Below are 19,234 nucleotides of genomic sequence, written 5' to 3' on the forward strand. Positions count from 1 at the left end.
CCGTCGGCCCCTTTGGGTTCCCGGGCTGCCGGGGGCTCGGTGTTTAAAAGCCGTCAATCCCGGCCATACGTAATGTTTGACTCAGTGCCAGGACGTGCGGGTCGCGGAAAAAGGCGCTCAATTGCGCTGCGCGTCCCGGGCCGATACCTGCTTCTGCCTGCCATTGTTCGGTGTTTCTATTCGCCAGTTCCTGCCATGAATCGGCAAGCCGTGCCTGGCCGGTCGGCGGCAACCCCAAGGCTTTGAGCCAGCGAGCGAAAGGGCGTTGCCGGGCACTGTTGAAGCTGTTTAGAAGACGAGCCGCGCTGCGTTCGCCGAAGCCATCAATGTTAGCAAGCTCTTGAGCATCGAGGGTCAACCAATCCAACAGGCTGTCGAGGCGGCCTGTTTCGAAAAGTTTCTCCCAGGTGCCAGGGCCGAGATGGGGCAAAGCCAGTCCTTGCTTGCCGCTGAGCCAGGTCAGTCGCGCGAGGAATTGGCTCTCGCAGCCTGATGTCGGTTGCCAGCAACTCAAATGGTGAAAGTCTGCTGCCGATGGCACGTTTAATTCAGTGCGTTCGGTACTGCGCAGCACGACGCCATCGAGCCTTGGAATGGTCAGTCCCGCCAGGCTGATGGACACCTGATCCCCAGGGCGGACATCCAGCTCTTCCCAGCGTCGCAGGGAGCTGACGCTTACCCGTTTGATCTGTCGGTCATCCAGCTTCACCGGCGTCAGGTCCAGCACCGGAGTAATCCGCCCTGTGCGACCAATCTTGAAGTGGACCTTGCGCACTTCGGCCAGTGCCTGGGCGAACGGATACTTCCAGGCAACGCTCCAGAAGGAGGGGCGCGCCTGCCAGCGTTCTGCCGGTGGTCGCTGGCTCTGGCGCAAAACGACGCCGTCACTGGCGAAGGGCAGTGGCGTGCGATACCAGTGATCGCGCCATCGTTCAGCGTCGGCGAACACCTTGATCGGCTGACTGTAGGGCGCCGTGCCCGGAAAACCCATTTCATCGAGAGCCGCCACGCGCGCCGGCAGGCTTGCCGGACCTTGCGGCCAATCCCAGACAAACAACCCGATACCACCTGCCTGCTCGGCGGTCAGCTCTTTGCGGGCCATCAACCCGGCCACCGTGGAGCGGGCGTTGAGGCTGCCTGCCTTGGCTTGCACATGGTCGGTCAGGCGCCAGTAGAGTTCGCCTTGCACCAGCACATCCAATGGTTGCGGCAGATGCCGGGGAATGGCCGCAATCTGTCGGGCCGAGGCGGTCCAGTCCTGGCCATTGACGCCGTTACCGCGGCTGATCGCCTGATGCAGCGAGCCGTTGCGATAGATCAGCGTCACGGCCACGCCGTCGACCTTGGGTTGTATCCAGATGTCATTGCGCTCGCGTAGCCAATGCTCGACTGCTCCGCCATCACGCAGTTTTTCCAGGCCGGTGTGAGCGATGGGGTGGGCCATCTTGCCGCCCGCCGTGCGCAAGGGGTCGGGCGCCAGACTCAAATCAAAGCACTCACGCCATTCGCTCAATCGCGCGCGGGATTGATCATAGATTTCATCGGCGACCAGCGAGCGTCCGTGGCGGTGATAGTTGTCGTCCCAGAAATCGATCTGTTTTTGCAGGGCAGTGATTTCGTCCAGGGCGCGGGCGGGTGACCAGTCGGGGCAGTCGGCAGCGTTCGAGCTCAGGCAAAGCAGGGTCAGGAACAAAGCGGAAAACAGGCGCAGAAGCATCGTGAGCGTCCTTGCTCAGGGGGGATGCTTGAAGGTTAGTCAGTATTTTTTTTAGGAAGGAGTGGGTGTTTTGCCTGGTGTTTCCGGGCTGGATCTTCAGTGAGGGCAAAGCTGGCGCATGACAGGACTAATGTGGGAGCGAGCCGGCTCGCGATGGGGGCGATCCGGTGTAAAGCGAAAACCAATAAAAAGCCCCGCACGGCGAACCGTGCGGGGCTTTTGGTACCGCCAGGAAAGTCTTACAGGCCGGCTGCAGTACGCAGGTCGTCGGCGCGGTCGGTCTTTTCCCAGGTGAACGTGGTGAAGGTGTCTTCGCCCACAGTCTTGGTTGCCGGGGTGCGACCGAAGTGGCCGTACGCAGCGGTTTCCTGGTACATCGGGTGCAGCAGGTCGAGCATGGTGGTGATCGCGTATGGACGCAGGTCGAAGATTTCGCGGACCAGTTTGACGATCTTGTCGTCGCTGATCTTGCCGGTGCCGAAGGTGTTCAACGAGATCGAAGTCGGCTGGGCAACACCGATCGCGTAGGAAACCTGAATCTCGCAACGCTCGGCCAGGCCGGCAGCAACGATGTTCTTGGCCACGTAACGACCGGCGTAGGCTGCCGAACGGTCAACCTTCGATGGATCCTTGCCGGAGAACGCGCCGCCGCCGTGACGGGCCATGCCGCCGTAGCTGTCGACGATGATCTTGCGACCGGTCAGGCCGCAGTCGCCCACAGGGCCACCGATGATGAACTGGCCAGTCGGGTTGATGTGGAACTGGGTGTCTTTGGTCAGCAGTTCGGCAGGCAGCACGTGCTTGACGATCAGCTCCATCACGCCTTCGCGCAGGTCTTTGTACGACACTTCAGGGTTGTGCTGGGTCGACAGTACAACGGCGTCGATACCGACGACCTTGCCGCCTTCGTAACGGCAAGTCACTTGCGACTTGGCGTCCGGGCGCAGCCAAGGCAGCAGGCCGGATTTACGGGCTTCGGCCTGGCGCTGCACAAGCTGGTGCGAGAAAGTGATCGGTGCTGGCATCAGCACGTCGGTTTCGTTGCTGGCGTAGCCGAACATCAGGCCCTGGTCGCCAGCGCCCTGATCTTCAGGCTTGGCACGGTCGACACCCTGGTTAATGTCAGGGGACTGCTTGCCGATGATGTTCATCACGCCGCAAGTGGCACCGTCGAAGCCGACATCGGAGCTGTTGTAGCCGATGTCCAGAATGACGTTACGCACGATCTCTTCCAGGTCGACCCAGGCCGACGTGGTGACTTCACCTGCGATGATTGCCACGCCGGTTTTAACCAGGGTTTCGCACGCTACGCGGGCGAACTTGTCTTCAGCAATGATGGCGTCCAGCACCGCATCGGAAATCTGGTCGGCGATTTTGTCCGGGTGCCCTTCGGACACGGACTCGGAGGTGAAGAGGGAGTATTCGCTCATCTCGATTTTTTCCTGAATTTACCGATGGTGAGTGTCGCCAGCCGGTCGCTGAAAATGGCGGACCTGGATCTGGAAACCATTACGTAAGCCTACATAGAGGCTTTCCCCGGGAACGAGTCCCGCAGCGGTGGCCCAACGGGCCAAATCGTCCTGTTCAAACCCCAACCACAGATCACCGCAGGCCTCCCTGGCCCAACTCTGGTTGTGGCTACATAACTCTGTCACGAGCAGGCTACCGCCCGGTTGCAGCAAGTCGGCCATGTGCTTGAGCGCTTCGGCCGGCGCGGCGAAATGGTGCAGCACCATGTTCAGTACAACGCAATCGGCCTTGAGGCTCACGCCATTCAATGCATCGGCCAGTTGCAGGCTGACGTTAGCCAGCGTTTCACGTTCGCAAACCTGGCGCGCCAGTTCGAGCATCGCCGGGCTGTTGTCCAGCGCCGTGACTTCGGTGAATCGGCGCGCCAGTTCCGGCAAAAATTCACCGTCGCCGGGGCCGACTTCAATGGCCGTCGCGCCGTCTCTGAAACTCAGCTTGTCGAGCAGCGCCACCACGCTTTCGCGGTATTGCGGCAGGCCGGCGATCAAGTCTTGCTGGGCACGAAACTTCTCCGCCACCCGTGAGAAAAAGTCCTGGCTGGCCGCCGCTCGTTGTCCATGGACCTGAGCGATCCGCGACTGCACATCGGCGGGCAACGTCAGGTTGTCCACTTCTTCGAGCAAGGCGGCGTGCAGCTTGCCGCCCAGCAGGTCGGTGTGGGGCAGGGCGCGACGATAGAAAATCGCGTTGCCTTCACGGCGGGTCGCCACCAGGTCGGCCTGGGCCAGGACCTTGAGGTGGTGGCTCATGCCGGACTGACCGATACCGAAGATCTGCGCCAGTTCCAGTACGCCAAACGAATCGTTGGCCAGCGCGCGCAATACATTCAGCCGCAGAGGATCACCGCCGGCCTTGCACAGGGCCGCCAGCTCATCGCAATCGTCATGTTGAATGGAAGGCACGCGTAAATTCATAAGGCCAGCAGTCTAGTGACGCTCAGAAATCACCGCAAGGGCAATATCAAAAAGTTTTGATATTGGTCGATAAATGGCACTTCCAGACGTTAGGTTCAGTCAACAAACGAACTGCAGAAAGGTTTCATCAGTCGAAACCGCTGTTAACAATTGGAAAAACGCCTCCAGATGACTATCTGTCATTGCCCCGAGGCGGGTGGGTGAGGGAAAATGCTCGCCTTTTTTCCGTTTCGTTTTATTCACTCTCGATACAGAACCCGCAGGAGAACAGCGATGCCCAGCCGTCGTGAGCGTGCCAACGCCATTCGTGCCCTCAGCATGGATGCCGTGCAAAAAGCCAACAGCGGCCATCCCGGTGCCCCGATGGGTATGGCGGATATCGCCGAAGTACTTTGGCGTGACTACCTGAAGCACAACCCGAGCAATCCATCGTTCGCCGACCGTGACCGCTTCGTGCTGTCCAACGGTCACGGCTCGATGTTGATCTACTCGTTGCTGCACCTGACCGGCTACGACCTGTCGATCGATGACCTGAAAAATTTCCGCCAACTGCACAGCCGCACCCCGGGTCACCCGGAATTCGGCTACACCCCGGGCGTTGAAACCACCACCGGTCCTCTGGGCCAAGGCCTGGCAAACGCCGTCGGTTTCGCCCTGGCTGAAAAAGTCCTGGCGGCGCAGTTCAACCGTCCTGGCCACAATGTTGTCGATCACCACACCTACGTGTTCCTGGGTGATGGCTGCATGATGGAAGGCATTTCCCACGAAGTTGGCTCCCTGGCCGGTACATTGGGCCTGGGCAAGCTGATCGCCTTCTACGACGACAACGGCATCTCCATCGATGGCGAAGTCGAAGGCTGGTTCACCGACGACACGCCTAAGCGTTTCGAAGCCTACAACTGGCAGGTGATCCGCAACGTCGACGGTCATGATCCGGAAGAGATCAAGACCGCGATCGAAACCGCGCGTAAAAGCGATCAGCCAACCCTGATCTGCTGCAAGACCACCATCGGTTTCGGTTCGCCGAACAAGCAAGGTAAAGAAGACTGCCACGGCGCCCCATTGGGTGACGCGGAAATCGCCTTGACCCGTGCCGCGCTGAAATGGAACCACGGTCCGTTCGAAATCCCGGCTGACATCTATGCCCAGTGGGACGCCAAGGAAGCTGGCCGCGCGGCCGAAGCCGAGTGGGATCAGCGTTTCGCTGCCTACTCTGCGGCTTTCCCTGAGCTGGCCAACGAACTGGTCCGTCGCCTGGGCGGCGATCTGCCAGAAGACTTCGCGGAAAAAGCCTCGGCTTACATCGCCGAAGTTGCGGCCAAGGGCGAGACCATCGCCAGCCGTAAAGCCAGCCAGAACGCACTGAATGCCTACGGCCCGCTGTTGCCTGAACTGCTCGGCGGCTCCGCTGACCTGGCCGGTTCCAACCTGACCCTGTGGAAAGGTTGCAAAGGTGTTTCGGCTGAAGACGCCAGCGGCAATTACATGTACTACGGCGTTCGCGAATTCGGCATGAGCGCGATCATGAACGGCGTGGCCCTGCACGGCGGTCTGGTGCCTTACGGCGCCACCTTCCTGATGTTCATGGAATACGCCCGCAACGCCGTGCGCATGGCGTCGCTGATGAAGAAGCGCGTGGTGTTCGTCTACACCCACGACTCCATCGGTCTGGGCGAAGACGGCCCGACTCACCAGCCGATCGAGCAACTGACCAGCCTGCGCAGCACACCGAACCTCGACACCTGGCGTCCAGCCGATGCCGTTGAATCGGCCGTTTGCTGGAAACAGGCCATCGAACGCAAGGACGGCCCTTCGGCGCTGATCTTCTCGCGTCAGAACCTGCAGCATCAGGAACGCAGCGCGCTGCAGATCGCGGATATCGCCCGTGGCGGTTACGTGTTGAAGGACTGTGCAGGCGAGCCTGAGCTGATCCTGATCTCCACCGGTTCGGAAGTCGGTCTGGCGGTTCAGGCCTACGACAAGCTGACCGAGCAAGGTCGCAAGGTGCGTGTTGTTTCGATGCCGTGCACCAGCGTGTTCGATGCCCAGGACGCCGGCTACAAGCAAGCGGTTCTGCCGTTGCAAGTCAGCGCCCGTATCGCCATCGAAGCCGCGCACGCGGACTACTGGTACAAGTACGTGGGCCTGGAAGGCCGCGTGATCGGCATGACCACCTACGGCGAGTCGGCGCCTGCGCCTGCCTTGTTCGAAGAGTTCGGCTTTACCCTGGAAAACATCCTGGGTCAGGCTGAAGAGCTGCTGGAAGACTGATCCAGAAGTAGCGTTATCGGGGCTGAAGTCTTCGCGGGCAAGCCTCGCTCCTACAAGGGATCGCGTTGTTTTCAAGACAACCGAAGACCTGTAGGAGCGAGGCTTGCCCGCGAAGGCGGCAGTCCTGGCAACCTCATTCCCAAGCGTCATCGAGAACCCCATGCCTCAACCGCGTCCTTACAAAGTTGCACTCAACGGCTACGGCCGGATTGGTCGTTGCGTCTTGCGTGCGTTGTTTGAGCGAGGCTCGGCGGCCGGGTTTGAAATTGTTGCGATCAACGATCTGGCTGACATGGCCAGCATCGAATACCTGACACGCTTCGACTCCACTCACGGGCGCTTTCCCGGCGAAGTGCGAGTGGAGGGCGATTGTCTGCATATTAATGGTGACTGCGTGAAAGTCCTGCGCAGTGCCACCCCCGAAGGCATCGATTGGGCGTCCCTGGGCGTCGATCTGGTGCTGGAGTGCTCCGGCGCTTACCACACGCGTGCCGATGGCCAGCGTTTCCTCGACGCCGGCGCACCCCGCGTACTGTTTTCCCAGCCGATGGCCAGTGAGGCGGATGTCGACGCCACCATCGTCTACGGCGTAAACCAGGATTGCCTGACCGGCGACGAGCTGCTGGTGTCCAACGCGTCCTGCACCACCAACTGCGGCGTTCCGCTGTTGCGCCTGCTGGATCAGGCCATTGGTCTGGAATACGTGTCGATTACCACCATTCACTCGGCAATGAACGATCAGCCGGTCATCGACGCCTATCATCACGAAGACCTGCGCCGCACGCGTTCGGCGTTCCAGTCGGTGATTCCGGTGTCCACTGGTCTGGCACGTGGCATCGAACGCCTGCTGCCGGAACTTGCCGGGCGAATTCAGGCCAAAGCCGTGCGGGTGCCGACGGTTAACGTGTCTTGCCTCGACATAACGATGCAGACCGTCAGCGACACAGACGCCACCGAGGTCAACCGGATTCTGCGCGAGGCTGCCACCAGCGGCCCGCTCAAAGGCCTTCTGGCCTACACCGAGCTTCCCCATGCAAGCTGTGATTTCAACCATGACCCACATTCGGCCATCGTCGATGCCAGTCAGACCCGAGTTTCCGGCCCACGGCTGGTGAACATCCTGGCCTGGTTCGACAACGAATGGGGTTTTGCCAACCGAATGCTGGACGTTGCAGAACACTATCTGCAAACAGCTATTTCCAAAAAACAGTAACCCAGGAATTGCGACCCATGACCGTGTTGAAGATGACCGACCTCGATCTGCAAGGTAAGCGCGTACTGATCCGCGAAGACCTCAACGTCCCAGTCAAGGACGGTGTTGTCACCAGCGATGCGCGAATCCTGGCTTCGCTGCCGACCATCAAGCTGGCCCTGGAAAAAGGCGCGGCCGTGATGGTCTGCTCGCACCTTGGTCGTCCGACCGAAGGCGAATTCTCGGCCGAGAACAGCCTCAAGCCAGTCGCTGACTACCTGAGCAAGGCCCTGGGCCGCGAAGTGCCGCTGGTCGCCGATTACCTGGGCGGCGTTGACGTGAAAGCGGGCGACATCGTGCTGTTCGAAAACGTGCGCTTCAACAAAGGCGAGAAAAAGAACGCTGACGAACTGGCCCAGCAATACGCCGCCCTGTGCGATGTGTTCGTGATGGACGCCTTCGGCACCGCTCACCGCGCCGAGGGTTCGACCCATGGCGTGGCCAAGTTCGCCAAAGTCGCCGCCGCTGGCCCGCTGCTGGCTGCTGAGCTGGACGCACTGGGCAAAGCCCTTGGCGCCCCGGCCCAGCCGATGGCTGCCATCGTTGCCGGTTCCAAGGTCTCGACCAAACTCGACGTCCTGAACAGCCTGAGCCAGATCTGCAACCAGCTGATTGTCGGCGGCGGTATCGCCAACACCTTCCTGGCCGCTGCCGGTCACCCGGTCGGCAAGTCGCTGTACGAGCCGGACCTGCTGGACACCGCTCGCGCCATCGCCGCCAAGGTCAGCGTGCCGCTGCCGGTCGATGTCGTGGTGGCCAAGGAATTCGCTGAAAGCGCGACCGCCACCGTCAAGCTGATTGCTGACGTAGCCGCCGACGACATGATCCTGGATATCGGCCCGCAGACCGCGGCGAATTTCGCCGAGCTGCTGAAGTCGTCCAAGACCATCCTGTGGAACGGTCCGGTGGGCGTGTTCGAATTTGACCAGTTCGGTAACGGCACCAAAGTGCTGGCCCAGGCCATCGCGGAAAGCTCGGCGTTCTCCATCGCTGGCGGCGGCGACACCCTGGCTGCCATCGATAAATATGGCGTTGCCGACCAGATCTCCTACATTTCTACCGGCGGCGGCGCGTTCCTCGAGTTCGTGGAAGGCAAGGTCTTGCCTGCCGTTGAAGTCCTGGAAAGCCGGGCCAAGGGCTGAGGTCATTCATTTGGCCACGCAAAGGAGTGTTCTCATGGTCAAGCCATTAGCGCTGTTGATCGCCGCGGGTATGCTGGTGGCTTGCGGGAGTAACCCGAAAGCCAAGCCGGAACCTGCGCCGCAGTCAGTGGAAAAAGGCTGCTACCAGGCCGACTGGCAAGCGGAAACCAACCCGGTGATCAACAAGCGTTCCGGGCCTGATGGCCTGGAGAAATACGAGACCCAGACCCCGGCCAAGGAACATGGTTGCCCTTGACGGGTCAGACACTTTACTCAGGGCTGGCGGCGTGCGCCGTCAGTCGAGGAACATGGATGAAAGGTTTTATCGCCGTTACGGCGTTGGCATTGCTGGCCGGTTGCTCGAATTTCAACCTGTTCAAGCCTGCCGAATCGACGGACAACTGGACCACCTGGACCTGCGACAGCCAGGCCAAAGTGCTCTGGCGCTACACCGACGACAGCCGCAAGGAAGTCGACGTGCGCCTCGGCGGGGCCGATCAGGTCTACCGCTTGAAGCTTGAACCGGGCGCCGAAGGTTCGCTGTACAGCAACGACATGCTGGCGTTTCACGTAAAAGGTGAGGAAGGCCTGGTGTACTGGGTCGCCACCAATGATTTGATTGGCCGCGGTTGTAAAGCGCAGTAATTGACACACCACAGATCCAATGTGGGAGCAGATCCAAATGTGGGAGCGAGCCTGCTCGCGAAAGCGGTGGATCAGCTTGCATCAAGATTGAATGTTAAACCGCATTCGCGAGCAGGCTCGCTCCCACAGTGGATCTGTGCAGGTTCTCAAGATTTGAGCAACACCGAATTCGCAGCCCGGGCCAACCCCCGATCTGCAATAACTTGAATAGCCGCCGCCGCTCCGGCAGGCTGGCACGATTAACGACCCAAACCGGGAGAGACACACACAATGGCACTTATCAGCATGCGCCAGATGCTGGACCACGCAGCCGAGTTCGGCTACGGCGTTCCAGCCTTCAACGTCAACAACCTTGAGCAGATGCGCGCCATCATGGAAGCCGCTGACAAGACTGACTCCCCGGTGATCGTCCAGGCCTCGGCCGGTGCTCGCAAATACGCCGGCGCACCGTTCCTGCGTCACCTGATCCTGGCCGCCATCGAAGAATTCCCGCACATCCCGGTGTGCATGCACCAGGACCACGGCACCAGCCCTGACGTCTGCCAGCGCTCCATCCAGCTGGGCTTCAGCTCGGTAATGATGGACGGTTCCCTGGGCGAAGACGGCAAGACCCCGACTGACTACGACTACAACGTCCGTGTCACCCAACAAACCGTGGCCATGGCTCACGCCTGCGGCGTCTCGGTAGAAGGCGAGCTGGGCTGCCTGGGTTCGCTGGAAACCGGCATGGCCGGTGAAGAAGACGGCATCGGCGCCGAAGGCGTTCTGGATCACAGCCAGATGCTGACCGACCCGGAAGAAGCCGCTGACTTCGTCAAGCGCACCCAGGTCGACGCCCTGGCCATCGCCATCGGCACCAGCCACGGCGCGTACAAATTCACCAAGCCACCTACCGGCGACGTGCTGGCCATCGACCGCATCAAAGAAATCCACAAGCGCATCCCGAACACCCACTTGGTGATGCACGGTTCTTCTTCGGTTCCGCAAGAGTGGCTGGCGATCATCAACCAGTACGGCGGCGACATCAAAGAAACCTACGGCGTGCCGGTTGAAGAGATCGTTGAAGGCATCAAGCACGGCGTGCGTAAGGTCAATATCGATACTGACCTGCGTTTGGCTTCCACCGGTGCGATGCGTCGGTTGATGGCGACCAATCCTAGCGAGTTTGATCCGCGTAAGTTCTTTGGTGCGACGGTTACTGCGATGCGTGATGTGTGTATCGCTCGTTACGAAGCATTCGGTACTGCGGGTAATGCTTCGAAGATCAAGCCGATCTCGTTGGAAGCGATGTACCAGCGGTATTTGAAGGGTGAGTTGAACGCTAAGGTTAACTAAGTTTTTAGCGTTTGAGTCGCATAAGAAACCCGCCGAGAGGCGGGTTTTTTGCTTGTAAGGAAGTCGTAGTTGATTCGATTTTTCTGTCTCGATAATGTTTATCTTGTACGACCTTGATTTTTGGAATAGTTCCTAAGTGGTCGCGTTGTCTTGGTACTGTTGCGATAGCATGTGTTTCGCGCTTTTTGTTATTTCGAAATTGTATAAAGAACTGTAATTTGTTACAGGTGATCCGCAAGTTATTTTGACATATCGTTCATATGCCGTATCCAAGGGGCAAGCGATGTGAATGAACTCATTTCGCTAGCTCTGTTGATTTGCAATTATGGAGATTAATATAATGTTGAATGGAGCATATGAAGGCGGAGATGGTGACAGCAAAGCTATTCTGAAGATCACAGACTCAGATGCTAGTCGCGATATTATAAATGGCGGAACATATGAGTATGCGGGGAAGGTCTATGATGTAAGGGGTAATTTTTATTATATGAGTCAGCCCAATACAAAGGTTGTTATTAATCTGGTATTGGCATCTCGTGACGACTCTCCGAGTTATGAGATGAAATTAATGTCGCCTGATAAAACTTATTCACTGCTGCAAGGTACTGTTTCGTATTTTGGCGGCGGTGCCACGGTGTTTAGTGCAAGTCTTGGAAAGACAGCATAAATGAAGATCTGAAAAAAAGGGGGCGGATCTATTTGACCGTCCCATTGTTTGCTCTCTGAAAGTCGTTTTCTTTAACTTAAAGGGCGCAGATTTATTTAATAATCGTCCCCGGCGTTCTTCTGTTCGAGTCGTTTTGCAGGTCTGCCTTGCACTCGATGTGAGATTCGCAAACCGGTGATTTTTTCAATCTCATCTGTGAATCGGGGGTTGCCCGTCAGCTGTCCGCGCTGAAGGGCGCCTCTGATCAACTGCAACTCTGTGGAAGGAATCGTTTGTTCCATAAATGAGGTATAGCGGGCAAGGCGCTCGGCGTGAGTGTTGCCCAGTTCGGTAAAGCAAAGATCTTCATCAAGCCAATGATTTCCGGCTGCTTCGTTGAGGCGAAGGTGCAGATTCGACCAAGGGTAATCCTGTGCACGCTGTACCATTTGCGCTCGCGCCGGATTTAGCTCGATGTATCGAATACAAGCCAGCAAATAGGTATCGGATTGAACCACGCTGGATTTGTATCGACTCTCTCACAAGGTACCGGAGCGTCCCTCCAGCTTGTTGCGATAGCGCGTCATGCGGCCTGCCAGGCCTTTCATCAATTGCCCGAGACTCGCGGCGGAGTCTCTTGGTGCGAGGAGTAAGTGGACATGATTGGTCATTAAAAAGAAGGCATAGACTTTAACGTCATATAGCGTTTTGAGCTCTCGGAGGTCGTCGAGATAGCGTTGGAAGTCGCCCGGCTCGGCAAACACTACCTGCCTATTGTGGCCTCGTTGCACGACATGATGCGGATAATTGGGTAAAACAACTCGTCCCATTCTGGGCATATAGCCTCCTACGTCCTTGTAGTGATGGGTGAAGCATAGCAGCAGATAATCGATTAAATAAATCTGTCCCATTTGTTTGCTAATCGACCCCTGCGTTACTTTATTCGAGTTGTCGCTTGCTTTTTAGTGAACTCCGTTATCGCAAAAACGTATAAAAAACTGTCATTTATTACAGGTGATTTAATGCGGGCTGCCGCCTATTGTTTAATGCGTAACCGAGAGAAAAGGAAGGGAAGTGTTAAATAAATCTGTCCCCTTTCTTTGAGCATAAGGCTGGTCGGTTTCTTTTTACTATTATTGAAGGAGAGCAGGGTCATGGAAAATAGTAAATTTGGCGGGAGTAATACTCAACTTTCTATTCCAGCTCGATTGAGTTCGCTGAATGGCGGGGAGCGGATTGATGTGACTCTGGATGATGGCACCACAGTGTCAGGTCTTTTTGTTTCGTATGAAGATAATAAGCTGAAGTTGACGTTGGTTGGCACTGATCATGATAAAGAGATCTTAGTAAAAACTATAAAGGACCTGCGTGTTCCGCAGATAACAGCAAAAGCGAGATGAAAGTCAGGGCGCGCTGCGGGCCGGCTGTGAGTATTTCGGTCCGCCATGATTTTTATCTTGATTTAAGTAAAAACCCGCAGTGATGCGGGTTTTTATTGCCTGATTTTTACTGCTGCTTAGGTGTATCAAATCCGCGCTGTTCAATGACCCCAAAAACGTCGGCGACGTCCTGAACCATGATCCGGGCAATGTTGGTGACGGTGTTGATGTCGTTCTCGGCGTAGTCCGGCAGGCTGGTGCACGCCATCAGATTCAAATATTTGAGGACGGCGTTGAGGCGTTCGCTGACGCAGTTGTGGAGTTCGCGTAATGGGGCGTCGTTGTCGATGAGCAGGACGGGGTAGTCGGGTTCGCAGACCGAGGATACGAGGAACCCGGCAGACCCGAAGGTCTCCCACACACAGCCACCATAACAAAGGAGGGCGAGCGTTTACGTGCCCCTTTTTTCGAGGCGCTAGGTTACTCCACGTATCGTCAGGGCTGCGAAACCCTATCGCTAACAATGTCAGCGACAGGCCAACTTTAGAGGACAGCGATTCGGGTAGCCGCAACCGGGCTGTAGGACGTGTATGCGGTCATTGTGGCAAGGGCACTCGTTCCCATTCGGCGACGTGGGCGCCGTGAATCGGTGGCGTGGTGTGTCTGTGGGAATCAGGTGGCAGGATTTGGGGCTACTTCGTAGCCCAGCGGGAGCAATCTCCCTCGCCACAGTCAGAGGCGTCCTACGCGTTTTTCGGACGATGTAGCAGCTGTCGAGATTGAGAGGACTTCATCCTCGAACGCAGCCTCGCGTTGCTCGACAACTGCTACAGGGGCAGAGGTGTTCTTACTTATCGTGATCAATATCCAACTTGCTGAACGTCACTTTCCCACCTTCGCTGGTGTACCCGGTGTGGTCTTGCACATAGACCCCGGCCTTGAAATACAGCGGTTTGTCCCGCCACGTCGCGCTGATGTCGGTGTCCCACTGATACCCCGCCGCACTGATGCCCAGCGCGCCGCCCGGGCTCAGGTGGATGAGGTAGGAGAACTCCCGGTCAAGTTTCACCCCGGTGGCGATGGTGATGATCCGGCCTTCGTCGTCATCCGGGCGCATGCGCACCTTGGCGACGATGTTGCCCGATTGCGTGCTGGTCTTGTACTGATACTCGAGCTTCACCATGGGTTTCTGGCTTTCATAGGCGTGGATCTGGCCGATGACGATTTTGCCTGTGCTCGGTACCTGGTTGACTGCGAGGGTGGCGCGTAGGGAGTTGTCGGCGTCCGGGTAAAGCCAGTTTTTCAGGGTGCCGTTGCTGTAGGTTTCGCGCAGTTCGGTGCGGGGGTATTTTGCATTTGCAGTTTTGGAGCCGGTGACCGGGGACCAGAAAAACAGGGTGCCGGTGTCGGAGTGGAAGTATTGATCCTTGAAGCCGTTCACCAGTTTGGGGGTGTCAACGGTGTACGGCGGACTGCCGACAGGAACACTAAGGTTCCAGGTTGCGAGATCGATCATAGTCAAAAGCTTCCACGATTTTTTTTGCTGCACGCCCGTGCCAGAAGCTCTGGCGCGGGCCTTGGGGGCCATCCTTATAAGCGTAGAAGTTCAATTTGTTAATGCGAAAATGACAGATGGATGGCGTCAAAATCCTGTCAAAAGGCCATCTTCCCCGGTTTCAGGGGGCTGTAGAAGCGACCGTTAGTCGGCAAATGTACGTGATGGTTAAATGATGGCGCACTGGCAGCTTCTGCTTTTGCGGATCCCGGTCTAGAGTGAAGGCTCAGTATTTGGCCGGTTTTCACGAGAGACTGGCCTGACGCCCCGAAATAAGAGAAGCAGCATGGAATGCGCGCACCCGACGCCAGCTGAAGGCAGCTCGATCCTTTTAATCGTCGATGATTACCCTGAAAACCTGATCAGCTTGCGCGCTTTGCTCCAGCGCCAGGATTGGCAGGTCATTACCGCGGCTTCCGGTTTCGAAGCGCTCAGTCTGTTGCTCGAACACGATGTCGACCTGGTGCTGCTGGATGTGCAGATGCCGGGCATGGATGGTTTTGAAGTGGCGCGCCTGATGCGCGGCAGTCAGCGAACCCGTCTCACACCGATTATTTTCCTGACCGCTAACGAACAGTCCCAGGACGCCGTGATCAAGGGCTATGCCAGTGGTGCGGTGGATTACCTGTTCAAGCCGTTCGACCCGCAAATTCTCAAGCCCAAAGTTCAGGCGTTGCTCGAGCATCAACGCAATCGCCGTGCCTTGCAGCGCCTGAGCCACGATCTGGAGGTCGCTCGCGCGTTTAATGCCTCGGTGCTGGACAACGCCGCCGAAGGCATCCTGGTGGTGGATGAGGACGGTGTGATCCGCTTTGCCAACCCGGCGATGTCCCGGTTGCTCAATGCCACGGTGCAAGACCTGCAAGGCAAAGAGTTTCTGGATTTCCTGCAAAAGCCGCACATCCCGGTCTGGGCGGACTCTGACTTTTATACCGGTTACCGGCGCGGCGAAACCCTGCGCCTGCACGACGCGTTGCTGCGAACGGCGCCCGGCCAGCAAGTGCCGGTGGCGCTGTCTTGTGCGCCATTGCCTAGCGAACAACATGCGATGGTGGTGACGGTGCTGGATATGTCGGTGGTGCGCCATCTGCATCAGCAACTGGAATTCCAGGCGGTGACGGATCCGCTGACCGGGCTGCTCAATCGTCGCGGTTTCTACCAGACGGTGGAGAATCTGCTGTTGCGCGGTGAACGGTCCGACAGCGCCTGGGTACTGCTGTACCTGGATCTCGACGGCTTCAAGCGCGTCAACGATTCCCTCGGACACGATGCCGGCGACCGGGTGCTGCGCTGGGTGTCCGAGCAATTGAAAGCCTGTCTGCGGCCCTTTGACATTCTGGCGCGCATGGGCGGCGATGAGTTCACGGCGCTGCTGGATCTGGAGTTCCCGGAGCAAGCGGCGAAGATCGCCGAGAAGCTCATTGAGCGGGTGTCGATCTGTCAGCAGATTGATGGTCTGGATATCGCCTTGGGCGCCAGCATCGGCATCGCCACGTACCCGGATTGCGGTTCGAACCTCGACGGCTTGCTGCGTGCGTCGGACATTGCCATGTACGAAGCCAAACGGGCCGGCCGTCAGCAATACCGTTTCTACGATCACGACATGAATGGCCGGGCGCGCTCGCGGCTGATGCTCGAAGATAGCGTGCGCACCGCCATTGAGAACCGTGATTTCAACCTCGTGTATCAGCCGCAGGTGGCGATAGACAGCGGGCAGATTCGTGGTTTCGAAGCGCTGCTGCGTTGGCAGCACCCGAGCGTCGGTGACGTGCCGCCGGGGCTGTTTTTGCCGTTGCTGGAAGAGGCGCGGCTGATCAGTCGTCTGGGCAGCTGGATTTACCATCGCGGGGCCGGCCAGCGCAAAGCGTGGGAAACCTTGTTTGCCGAAGACCTGGTGCTGGGCGTCAGTTTGAGCAGCACCCAGTTCGGCATGCCCAACCTGGTCACTGAATTGCGCCAGGTGCTGGAGCGTCACGGCTTGCAGCCGCGTTATCTGGAAGTCGAAGTGACGGAAGAAGCGTTGATGCAAAACCCCGAAGAAACCCGCAAGACCCTGCGCTTGCTGCGCAATCTTGGAGTGCGGGTGGCGCTGGATGACTTCGGCTCCGGACCGTGCTCGCTGGCGCATCTGCGCGATCTGGAACTGGACACGCTCAAGTTTGACCGGCATTTGATCGCCCGATTGCCGGCGTCAGAACGGGATGCGGCGCTGGTGCGCAATGTGATCGACCTGTGCAAGCAATACGGGATGCTGGTGATTGCCGAAGGGGTGGAAACCATCGCGCAATATGAATGGCTGCAAGCCAACGGCTGCCAGTACGTGCAAGGTTTTCTGGTGGGGCGGCCGATGATGGCCGAGGATGCCGGCGACTTTGTGACGCCGTTTGACTGGAGCGCGCTGATCCGCTGAATTCGCTACACTGGCGACCTTTTCGTGATTCGTGTTGCCGACCCTGATGACCGCGTTGAAATACCTCCAGGCCTATCCCGCTGCGTTGCAGGACCAGGTGCGCCAGCTGATCACCGAAGGTCGGCTGGGCGACTACCTGAGCAAGCGCTACCCGGAAAAACACGCGGTGCAGAGCGACAAGGCGCTGTACACCTTCGCGCTGGACCTCAAGCAGGAATACCTGCGCAACGCGCCGGCCATCGACAAGGTGCTGTTCGACAACCGCCTCGACCTGACCCATCGCGCCCTTGGCCTGCACACGACAATCTCGCGGGTGCAGGGCGGCAAGCTCAAGTCCAAGAAGGAAATCCGGGTGGCCTCGTTGTTCAAGGAAGCACCCTCCGAGTTTCTGAAAATGATCGTCGTGCATGAGCTGGCGCACTTTAAAGAGTCGGATCACAACAAGGCGTTCTACAAGCTCTGCGAACACATGTTGCCGGGGTATCACCAGGTGGAATTTGATCTGCGGGTGTACCTGACGTGGCGGGATATGCAGTAAAGGGAGTGTTTGAATGGATGTAAGCAAGACCAAGAGCAGCTTTTATCGCCGGTTGTACGTGGCCTACCTGATCGACAGCGGGTTGGCCAGCAGCGTCCCGGCGCTGACCGAAGCAACCGGCATGCCCCGGCGCACGGCGCAGGACACAATTGCCGCATTGGCGGACCTGGACATCATTTGCGAGTTCGAGCAGGAAGAGGGCGCGCGCAATCATGCGGGGCGCTATCGGATTCGCGAGTGGGGGGCGATTGATCGGGGGTGGATCGAGCGGAATCTGCGGCAGATTAAAGCGGTGCTCGAGTATCCCTGAGTTCTTCGATGATACAGCTGACGCCATCGCGAGCAGGCTCGCTCCCACATTTGACCGCGGTCCCCTGTGGGAGCGAGCCTGCTCGCGATAGGGCCCTTAAGGGCGACGCATCCCGATATGCGGAATGTCATCCTCCAGAAACTCCTCACCCGACACCACAAACCCGTACCGCCCGTAATACCCCTGCAAATGCGCCTGGGCCGAAAGATAGATCGGCACCTCGGGCCAGCGTTTCGCGGCCTGCTTCAACGCCTGGGCCATCAACTCGTGCCCCAGCCCGGTGCCACGGGCGCCAGGCGCAATAATCACCCGCCCGATCACTACGTCGCCGCCCTGCGTTTCCGGGTCGAGCAAGCGCAGATAGGCCACCAGCCGATCCCCGTCCCACGCCATCAAATGGCAGGTGTCCCCTTCCAGATCCTGGCCATCGACATCCTGATAAGCGCATTTCTGTTCGACGACGAACACTTCTGCGCGCAACTGGAGAATGGCGTACAGCTGCTCTTTCCCCAGATCGCTGTGGTGTTTGCAGACCCAATCGATTGTCATCTTCACTTTCCTTGAGCAACGTCCTTCGGATACTAAGCGTCCCGGCGATATATGTCTTTATGACGGAGCAATCTGTGACGAAGGCCAAAATGCCATCATTCATTTCTCGCGGCACTGTCTTCTTTGTGTAATCTGCGATTGAGCGCAGTGCAGTGGCTTCAATGAGCTAATGTTGAGTACTTGGGTGCTGATACATGTGTCTTGGAGTTTTGGCAGAAAAATGCGTCGGGCAGCCCGCCCGCTAAGGATTTTCTAGCATGCCGCGATTGCATCGAGCGTTTGCTTTGATCGTGCTGCTGTTGCTGACACAGAGCGCGGCAGCGGAGAAGCTGCGTCTGGTCGCCGACGCCTGGCCACCGTTTACCGACGCCACGCTGGTCAACGGTGGCTTGGCCACTGACATTGTCAGCACTGCGCTGGCACGGGCCGGTTACGCCAGTGATTTCGAGCAGGTGCCCTGGGCGCGAGCGTTGCTCGGCGTCGGTGAAGGCCGTTACGACGTGCTGGTCAACGCCTGGTACACCGACGAGCGCACCAAGCTGGGCCAGTTTTCCGGCGAATACCTGCTCAACCGCGTGCGTTTTCTGAAGCGCAAAGACGCGCCCATCGAATACAACAACTTGCAGCAATTGCACACTTACCCGATTGCAGTGGTGCGCGGTTATGCCTATTCACCGGAATTCGATGAGGACGTGTCGTTGCAGAAAGTCCCCGTGCATAACTTCGCCATGGCCGTGCGCATGGTCGCGGCAGACCGGGTCAAGTTGACGCTGGAAGACGAATACGTCGCCCGTTATTACCTGGCTCGGGAATCATCCAAGGTGCGCAATGCCGTGGAGTTCCTGCCCAAGGCATTGAGCGAGAACAGCTTGCACATATTGGTCAGCCTGAAAAATCCGCAGCATGAACAGATCGTCGCCGGTTTCGATCGCGAGATTGCGGAGATGAAGGCTGATGGCAGTTATGAGCGGTTGATGAAGCAGCATGGGATGTAAGCTTCGGTGTGGCTGATGGCCCTATCGCGAGCAGGCTCGCTCCCAC

The 19,234-nt window shown here is 58.0% G+C and carries 18 protein-coding genes and 1 pseudogene; 12 read left to right on the forward strand and 7 right to left on the reverse strand.

Annotation, left to right across the window (positions count from 1 at the left end):
* Positions 1-43: 43 nt before the first annotated feature.
* The 3 genes from ligB to AB4N91_RS29090 form a co-directional block, all read right to left on the reverse strand.
* Complete coding sequence (gene ligB / locus AB4N91_RS29080; protein WP_460111986.1) at positions 44-1,717, reverse strand: NAD-dependent DNA ligase LigB; 1,674 nt, start codon at positions 1,715-1,717, stop codon at positions 44-46.
* A 239-nt stretch (positions 1,718-1,956) separates the two neighbouring features.
* Positions 1,957-3,147 carry a methionine adenosyltransferase gene (gene metK / locus AB4N91_RS29085; RefSeq protein ID WP_010466931.1) on the reverse strand — a complete coding sequence of 397 codons (1,191 nt, stop codon included), beginning with the start codon at positions 3,145-3,147 and terminating at the stop codon, positions 1,957-1,959.
* 18 nt (positions 3,148-3,165) lie between these two features.
* The gene (locus tag AB4N91_RS29090; protein WP_010466932.1) at positions 3,166-4,161 is read right to left on the reverse strand and encodes an ArsR/SmtB family transcription factor; all 996 of its coding nucleotides are present in this window, start codon (positions 4,159-4,161) and stop codon (positions 3,166-3,168) included.
* Between the two features lie 273 nt (positions 4,162-4,434).
* Here AB4N91_RS29090 and tkt point away from each other — a divergent pair, with 273 nt between their 5' ends.
* The 7 genes from tkt to AB4N91_RS29125 all read left to right on the forward strand — a co-directional run bounded on the left by tkt (position 4,435) and on the right by AB4N91_RS29125 (position 11,473).
* Positions 4,435-6,432, forward strand: coding sequence for a transketolase (gene tkt, locus AB4N91_RS29095; RefSeq protein WP_460111987.1), 1,998 nt, complete (start codon positions 4,435-4,437; stop codon positions 6,430-6,432).
* Between the two features lie 160 nt (positions 6,433-6,592).
* Complete coding sequence (gene epd / locus AB4N91_RS29100; protein WP_010466935.1) at positions 6,593-7,645, forward strand: erythrose-4-phosphate dehydrogenase; 1,053 nt, start codon at positions 6,593-6,595, stop codon at positions 7,643-7,645.
* A 17-nt stretch (positions 7,646-7,662) separates the two neighbouring features.
* On the forward strand, positions 7,663-8,826 hold the full coding sequence (locus tag AB4N91_RS29105; RefSeq protein ID WP_077747250.1) for a phosphoglycerate kinase: 1,164 nt from the start codon (positions 7,663-7,665) through the stop codon (positions 8,824-8,826).
* Between the two features lie 34 nt (positions 8,827-8,860).
* Positions 8,861-9,082, forward strand: coding sequence for a hypothetical protein (locus tag AB4N91_RS29110; protein ID WP_010466937.1), 222 nt, complete (start codon positions 8,861-8,863; stop codon positions 9,080-9,082).
* 56 nt (positions 9,083-9,138) lie between these two features.
* On the forward strand, positions 9,139-9,471 hold the full coding sequence (locus tag AB4N91_RS29115; protein ID WP_077747251.1) for an MliC family protein: 333 nt from the start codon (positions 9,139-9,141) through the stop codon (positions 9,469-9,471).
* 270 nt (positions 9,472-9,741) lie between these two features.
* Positions 9,742-10,806, forward strand: coding sequence for a class II fructose-bisphosphate aldolase (fba, locus tag AB4N91_RS29120; RefSeq protein WP_008081027.1), 1,065 nt, complete (start codon positions 9,742-9,744; stop codon positions 10,804-10,806).
* A gap of 340 nt (positions 10,807-11,146) precedes the next feature.
* A complete protein-coding gene (locus tag AB4N91_RS29125; protein WP_010466945.1) occupies positions 11,147-11,473 on the forward strand; it encodes a hypothetical protein in 327 nt (108 codons plus the stop codon).
* Positions 11,474-11,568: 95 nt separating this feature from the next.
* Here AB4N91_RS29125 and AB4N91_RS29130 read toward each other — a convergent pair.
* Positions 11,569-12,291 (reverse strand): annotated as a pseudogene (locus tag AB4N91_RS29130) (transposase).
* Between the two features lie 315 nt (positions 12,292-12,606).
* Here AB4N91_RS29130 and AB4N91_RS29135 point away from each other — a divergent pair.
* A complete protein-coding gene (locus tag AB4N91_RS29135) occupies positions 12,607-12,852 on the forward strand; it encodes a hypothetical protein (protein WP_154912927.1) in 246 nt (81 codons plus the stop codon).
* Between the two features lie 106 nt (positions 12,853-12,958).
* Here the strand turns inward: AB4N91_RS29135 and AB4N91_RS29140 are convergent, their stop codons facing one another.
* Together AB4N91_RS29140 and AB4N91_RS29145 are read right to left on the reverse strand one after the other, a co-directional pair.
* A complete protein-coding gene (locus tag AB4N91_RS29140; RefSeq protein ID WP_077747255.1) occupies positions 12,959-13,252 on the reverse strand; it encodes a fructose-bisphosphate aldolase in 294 nt (97 codons plus the stop codon).
* A 426-nt stretch (positions 13,253-13,678) separates the two neighbouring features.
* Positions 13,679-14,347: a polysaccharide lyase family 7 protein gene (locus AB4N91_RS29145; RefSeq protein WP_077747256.1), complete on the reverse strand. Its 669-nt coding sequence runs from the start codon at positions 14,345-14,347 to the stop codon at positions 13,679-13,681.
* Between the two features lie 325 nt (positions 14,348-14,672).
* Between AB4N91_RS29145 and AB4N91_RS29150 the strand changes: the two genes are divergently transcribed.
* The 3 genes from AB4N91_RS29150 to AB4N91_RS29160 are packed head-to-tail and all read left to right on the forward strand — an operon-like array spanning position 14,673 to position 17,644.
* Positions 14,673-16,796 (forward strand): putative bifunctional diguanylate cyclase/phosphodiesterase, encoded by a 2,124-nt coding sequence (locus AB4N91_RS29150; RefSeq protein WP_460111988.1) that lies wholly within the window; start codon positions 14,673-14,675, stop codon positions 16,794-16,796.
* A gap of 46 nt (positions 16,797-16,842) precedes the next feature.
* Entirely contained in the window at positions 16,843-17,334 is a 492-nt protein-coding gene (locus AB4N91_RS29155; RefSeq protein ID WP_010466956.1) for a M48 metallopeptidase family protein, read from the forward strand.
* A 13-nt stretch (positions 17,335-17,347) separates the two neighbouring features.
* Positions 17,348-17,644: a winged helix-turn-helix domain-containing protein gene (locus tag AB4N91_RS29160; RefSeq protein WP_010466964.1), complete on the forward strand. Its 297-nt coding sequence runs from the start codon at positions 17,348-17,350 to the stop codon at positions 17,642-17,644.
* 96 nt (positions 17,645-17,740) lie between these two features.
* Here the strand turns inward: AB4N91_RS29160 and AB4N91_RS29165 are convergent, their stop codons facing one another.
* Positions 17,741-18,193, reverse strand: a complete 453-nt coding sequence (locus tag AB4N91_RS29165) for a GNAT family N-acetyltransferase (protein WP_010466969.1) — start codon at positions 18,191-18,193, stop codon at positions 17,741-17,743.
* Positions 18,194-18,450: 257 nt separating this feature from the next.
* Here AB4N91_RS29165 and AB4N91_RS29170 point away from each other — a divergent pair, with 257 nt between their 5' ends.
* Positions 18,451-19,188 (forward strand): substrate-binding periplasmic protein, encoded by a 738-nt coding sequence (locus tag AB4N91_RS29170; protein ID WP_010466971.1) that lies wholly within the window; start codon positions 18,451-18,453, stop codon positions 19,186-19,188.
* Positions 19,189-19,234 lie beyond the last annotated feature (46 nt).

The sequence above is a fragment of the Pseudomonas sp. H3_D04 genome, from assembly GCF_054669175.1.

Bases quoted from the DNA above. Each gene is read 5' to 3' on its own strand.
- AB4N91_RS29090 (WP_010466932.1), bottom strand. From the start codon at position 4,161: ATGAATTTACGCGTGCCTTCCATTCAACATGACGATTGCGATGAGCTG.
- ligB (WP_460111986.1), bottom strand. From the start codon at position 1,717: ATGCTTCTGCGCCTGTTTTCCGCTTTGTTCCTGACCCTGCTTTGCCTG.
- AB4N91_RS29160 (WP_010466964.1), top strand. From the start codon at position 17,348: ATGGATGTAAGCAAGACCAAGAGCAGCTTTTATCGCCGGTTGTACGTG.
- AB4N91_RS29150 (WP_460111988.1), top strand. From the start codon at position 14,673: ATGGAATGCGCGCACCCGACGCCAGCTGAAGGCAGCTCGATCCTTTTA.
- AB4N91_RS29170 (WP_010466971.1), top strand. From the start codon at position 18,451: ATGCCGCGATTGCATCGAGCGTTTGCTTTGATCGTGCTGCTGTTGCTG.
- fba (WP_008081027.1), top strand. From the start codon at position 9,742: ATGGCACTTATCAGCATGCGCCAGATGCTGGACCACGCAGCCGAGTTC.
- tkt (WP_460111987.1), top strand. From the start codon at position 4,435: ATGCCCAGCCGTCGTGAGCGTGCCAACGCCATTCGTGCCCTCAGCATG.
- AB4N91_RS29115 (WP_077747251.1), top strand. From the start codon at position 9,139: ATGAAAGGTTTTATCGCCGTTACGGCGTTGGCATTGCTGGCCGGTTGC.
- epd (WP_010466935.1), top strand. From the start codon at position 6,593: ATGCCTCAACCGCGTCCTTACAAAGTTGCACTCAACGGCTACGGCCGG.
- AB4N91_RS29145 (WP_077747256.1), bottom strand. From the start codon at position 14,347: ATGATCGATCTCGCAACCTGGAACCTTAGTGTTCCTGTCGGCAGTCCG.
- metK (WP_010466931.1), bottom strand. From the start codon at position 3,147: ATGAGCGAATACTCCCTCTTCACCTCCGAGTCCGTGTCCGAAGGGCAC.
- AB4N91_RS29105 (WP_077747250.1), top strand. From the start codon at position 7,663: ATGACCGTGTTGAAGATGACCGACCTCGATCTGCAAGGTAAGCGCGTA.
- AB4N91_RS29155 (WP_010466956.1), top strand. From the start codon at position 16,843: ATGACCGCGTTGAAATACCTCCAGGCCTATCCCGCTGCGTTGCAGGAC.
- AB4N91_RS29135 (WP_154912927.1), top strand. From the start codon at position 12,607: ATGGAAAATAGTAAATTTGGCGGGAGTAATACTCAACTTTCTATTCCA.
- AB4N91_RS29125 (WP_010466945.1), top strand. From the start codon at position 11,147: ATGTTGAATGGAGCATATGAAGGCGGAGATGGTGACAGCAAAGCTATT.
- AB4N91_RS29110 (WP_010466937.1), top strand. From the start codon at position 8,861: ATGGTCAAGCCATTAGCGCTGTTGATCGCCGCGGGTATGCTGGTGGCT.
- AB4N91_RS29165 (WP_010466969.1), bottom strand. From the start codon at position 18,193: ATGACAATCGATTGGGTCTGCAAACACCACAGCGATCTGGGGAAAGAG.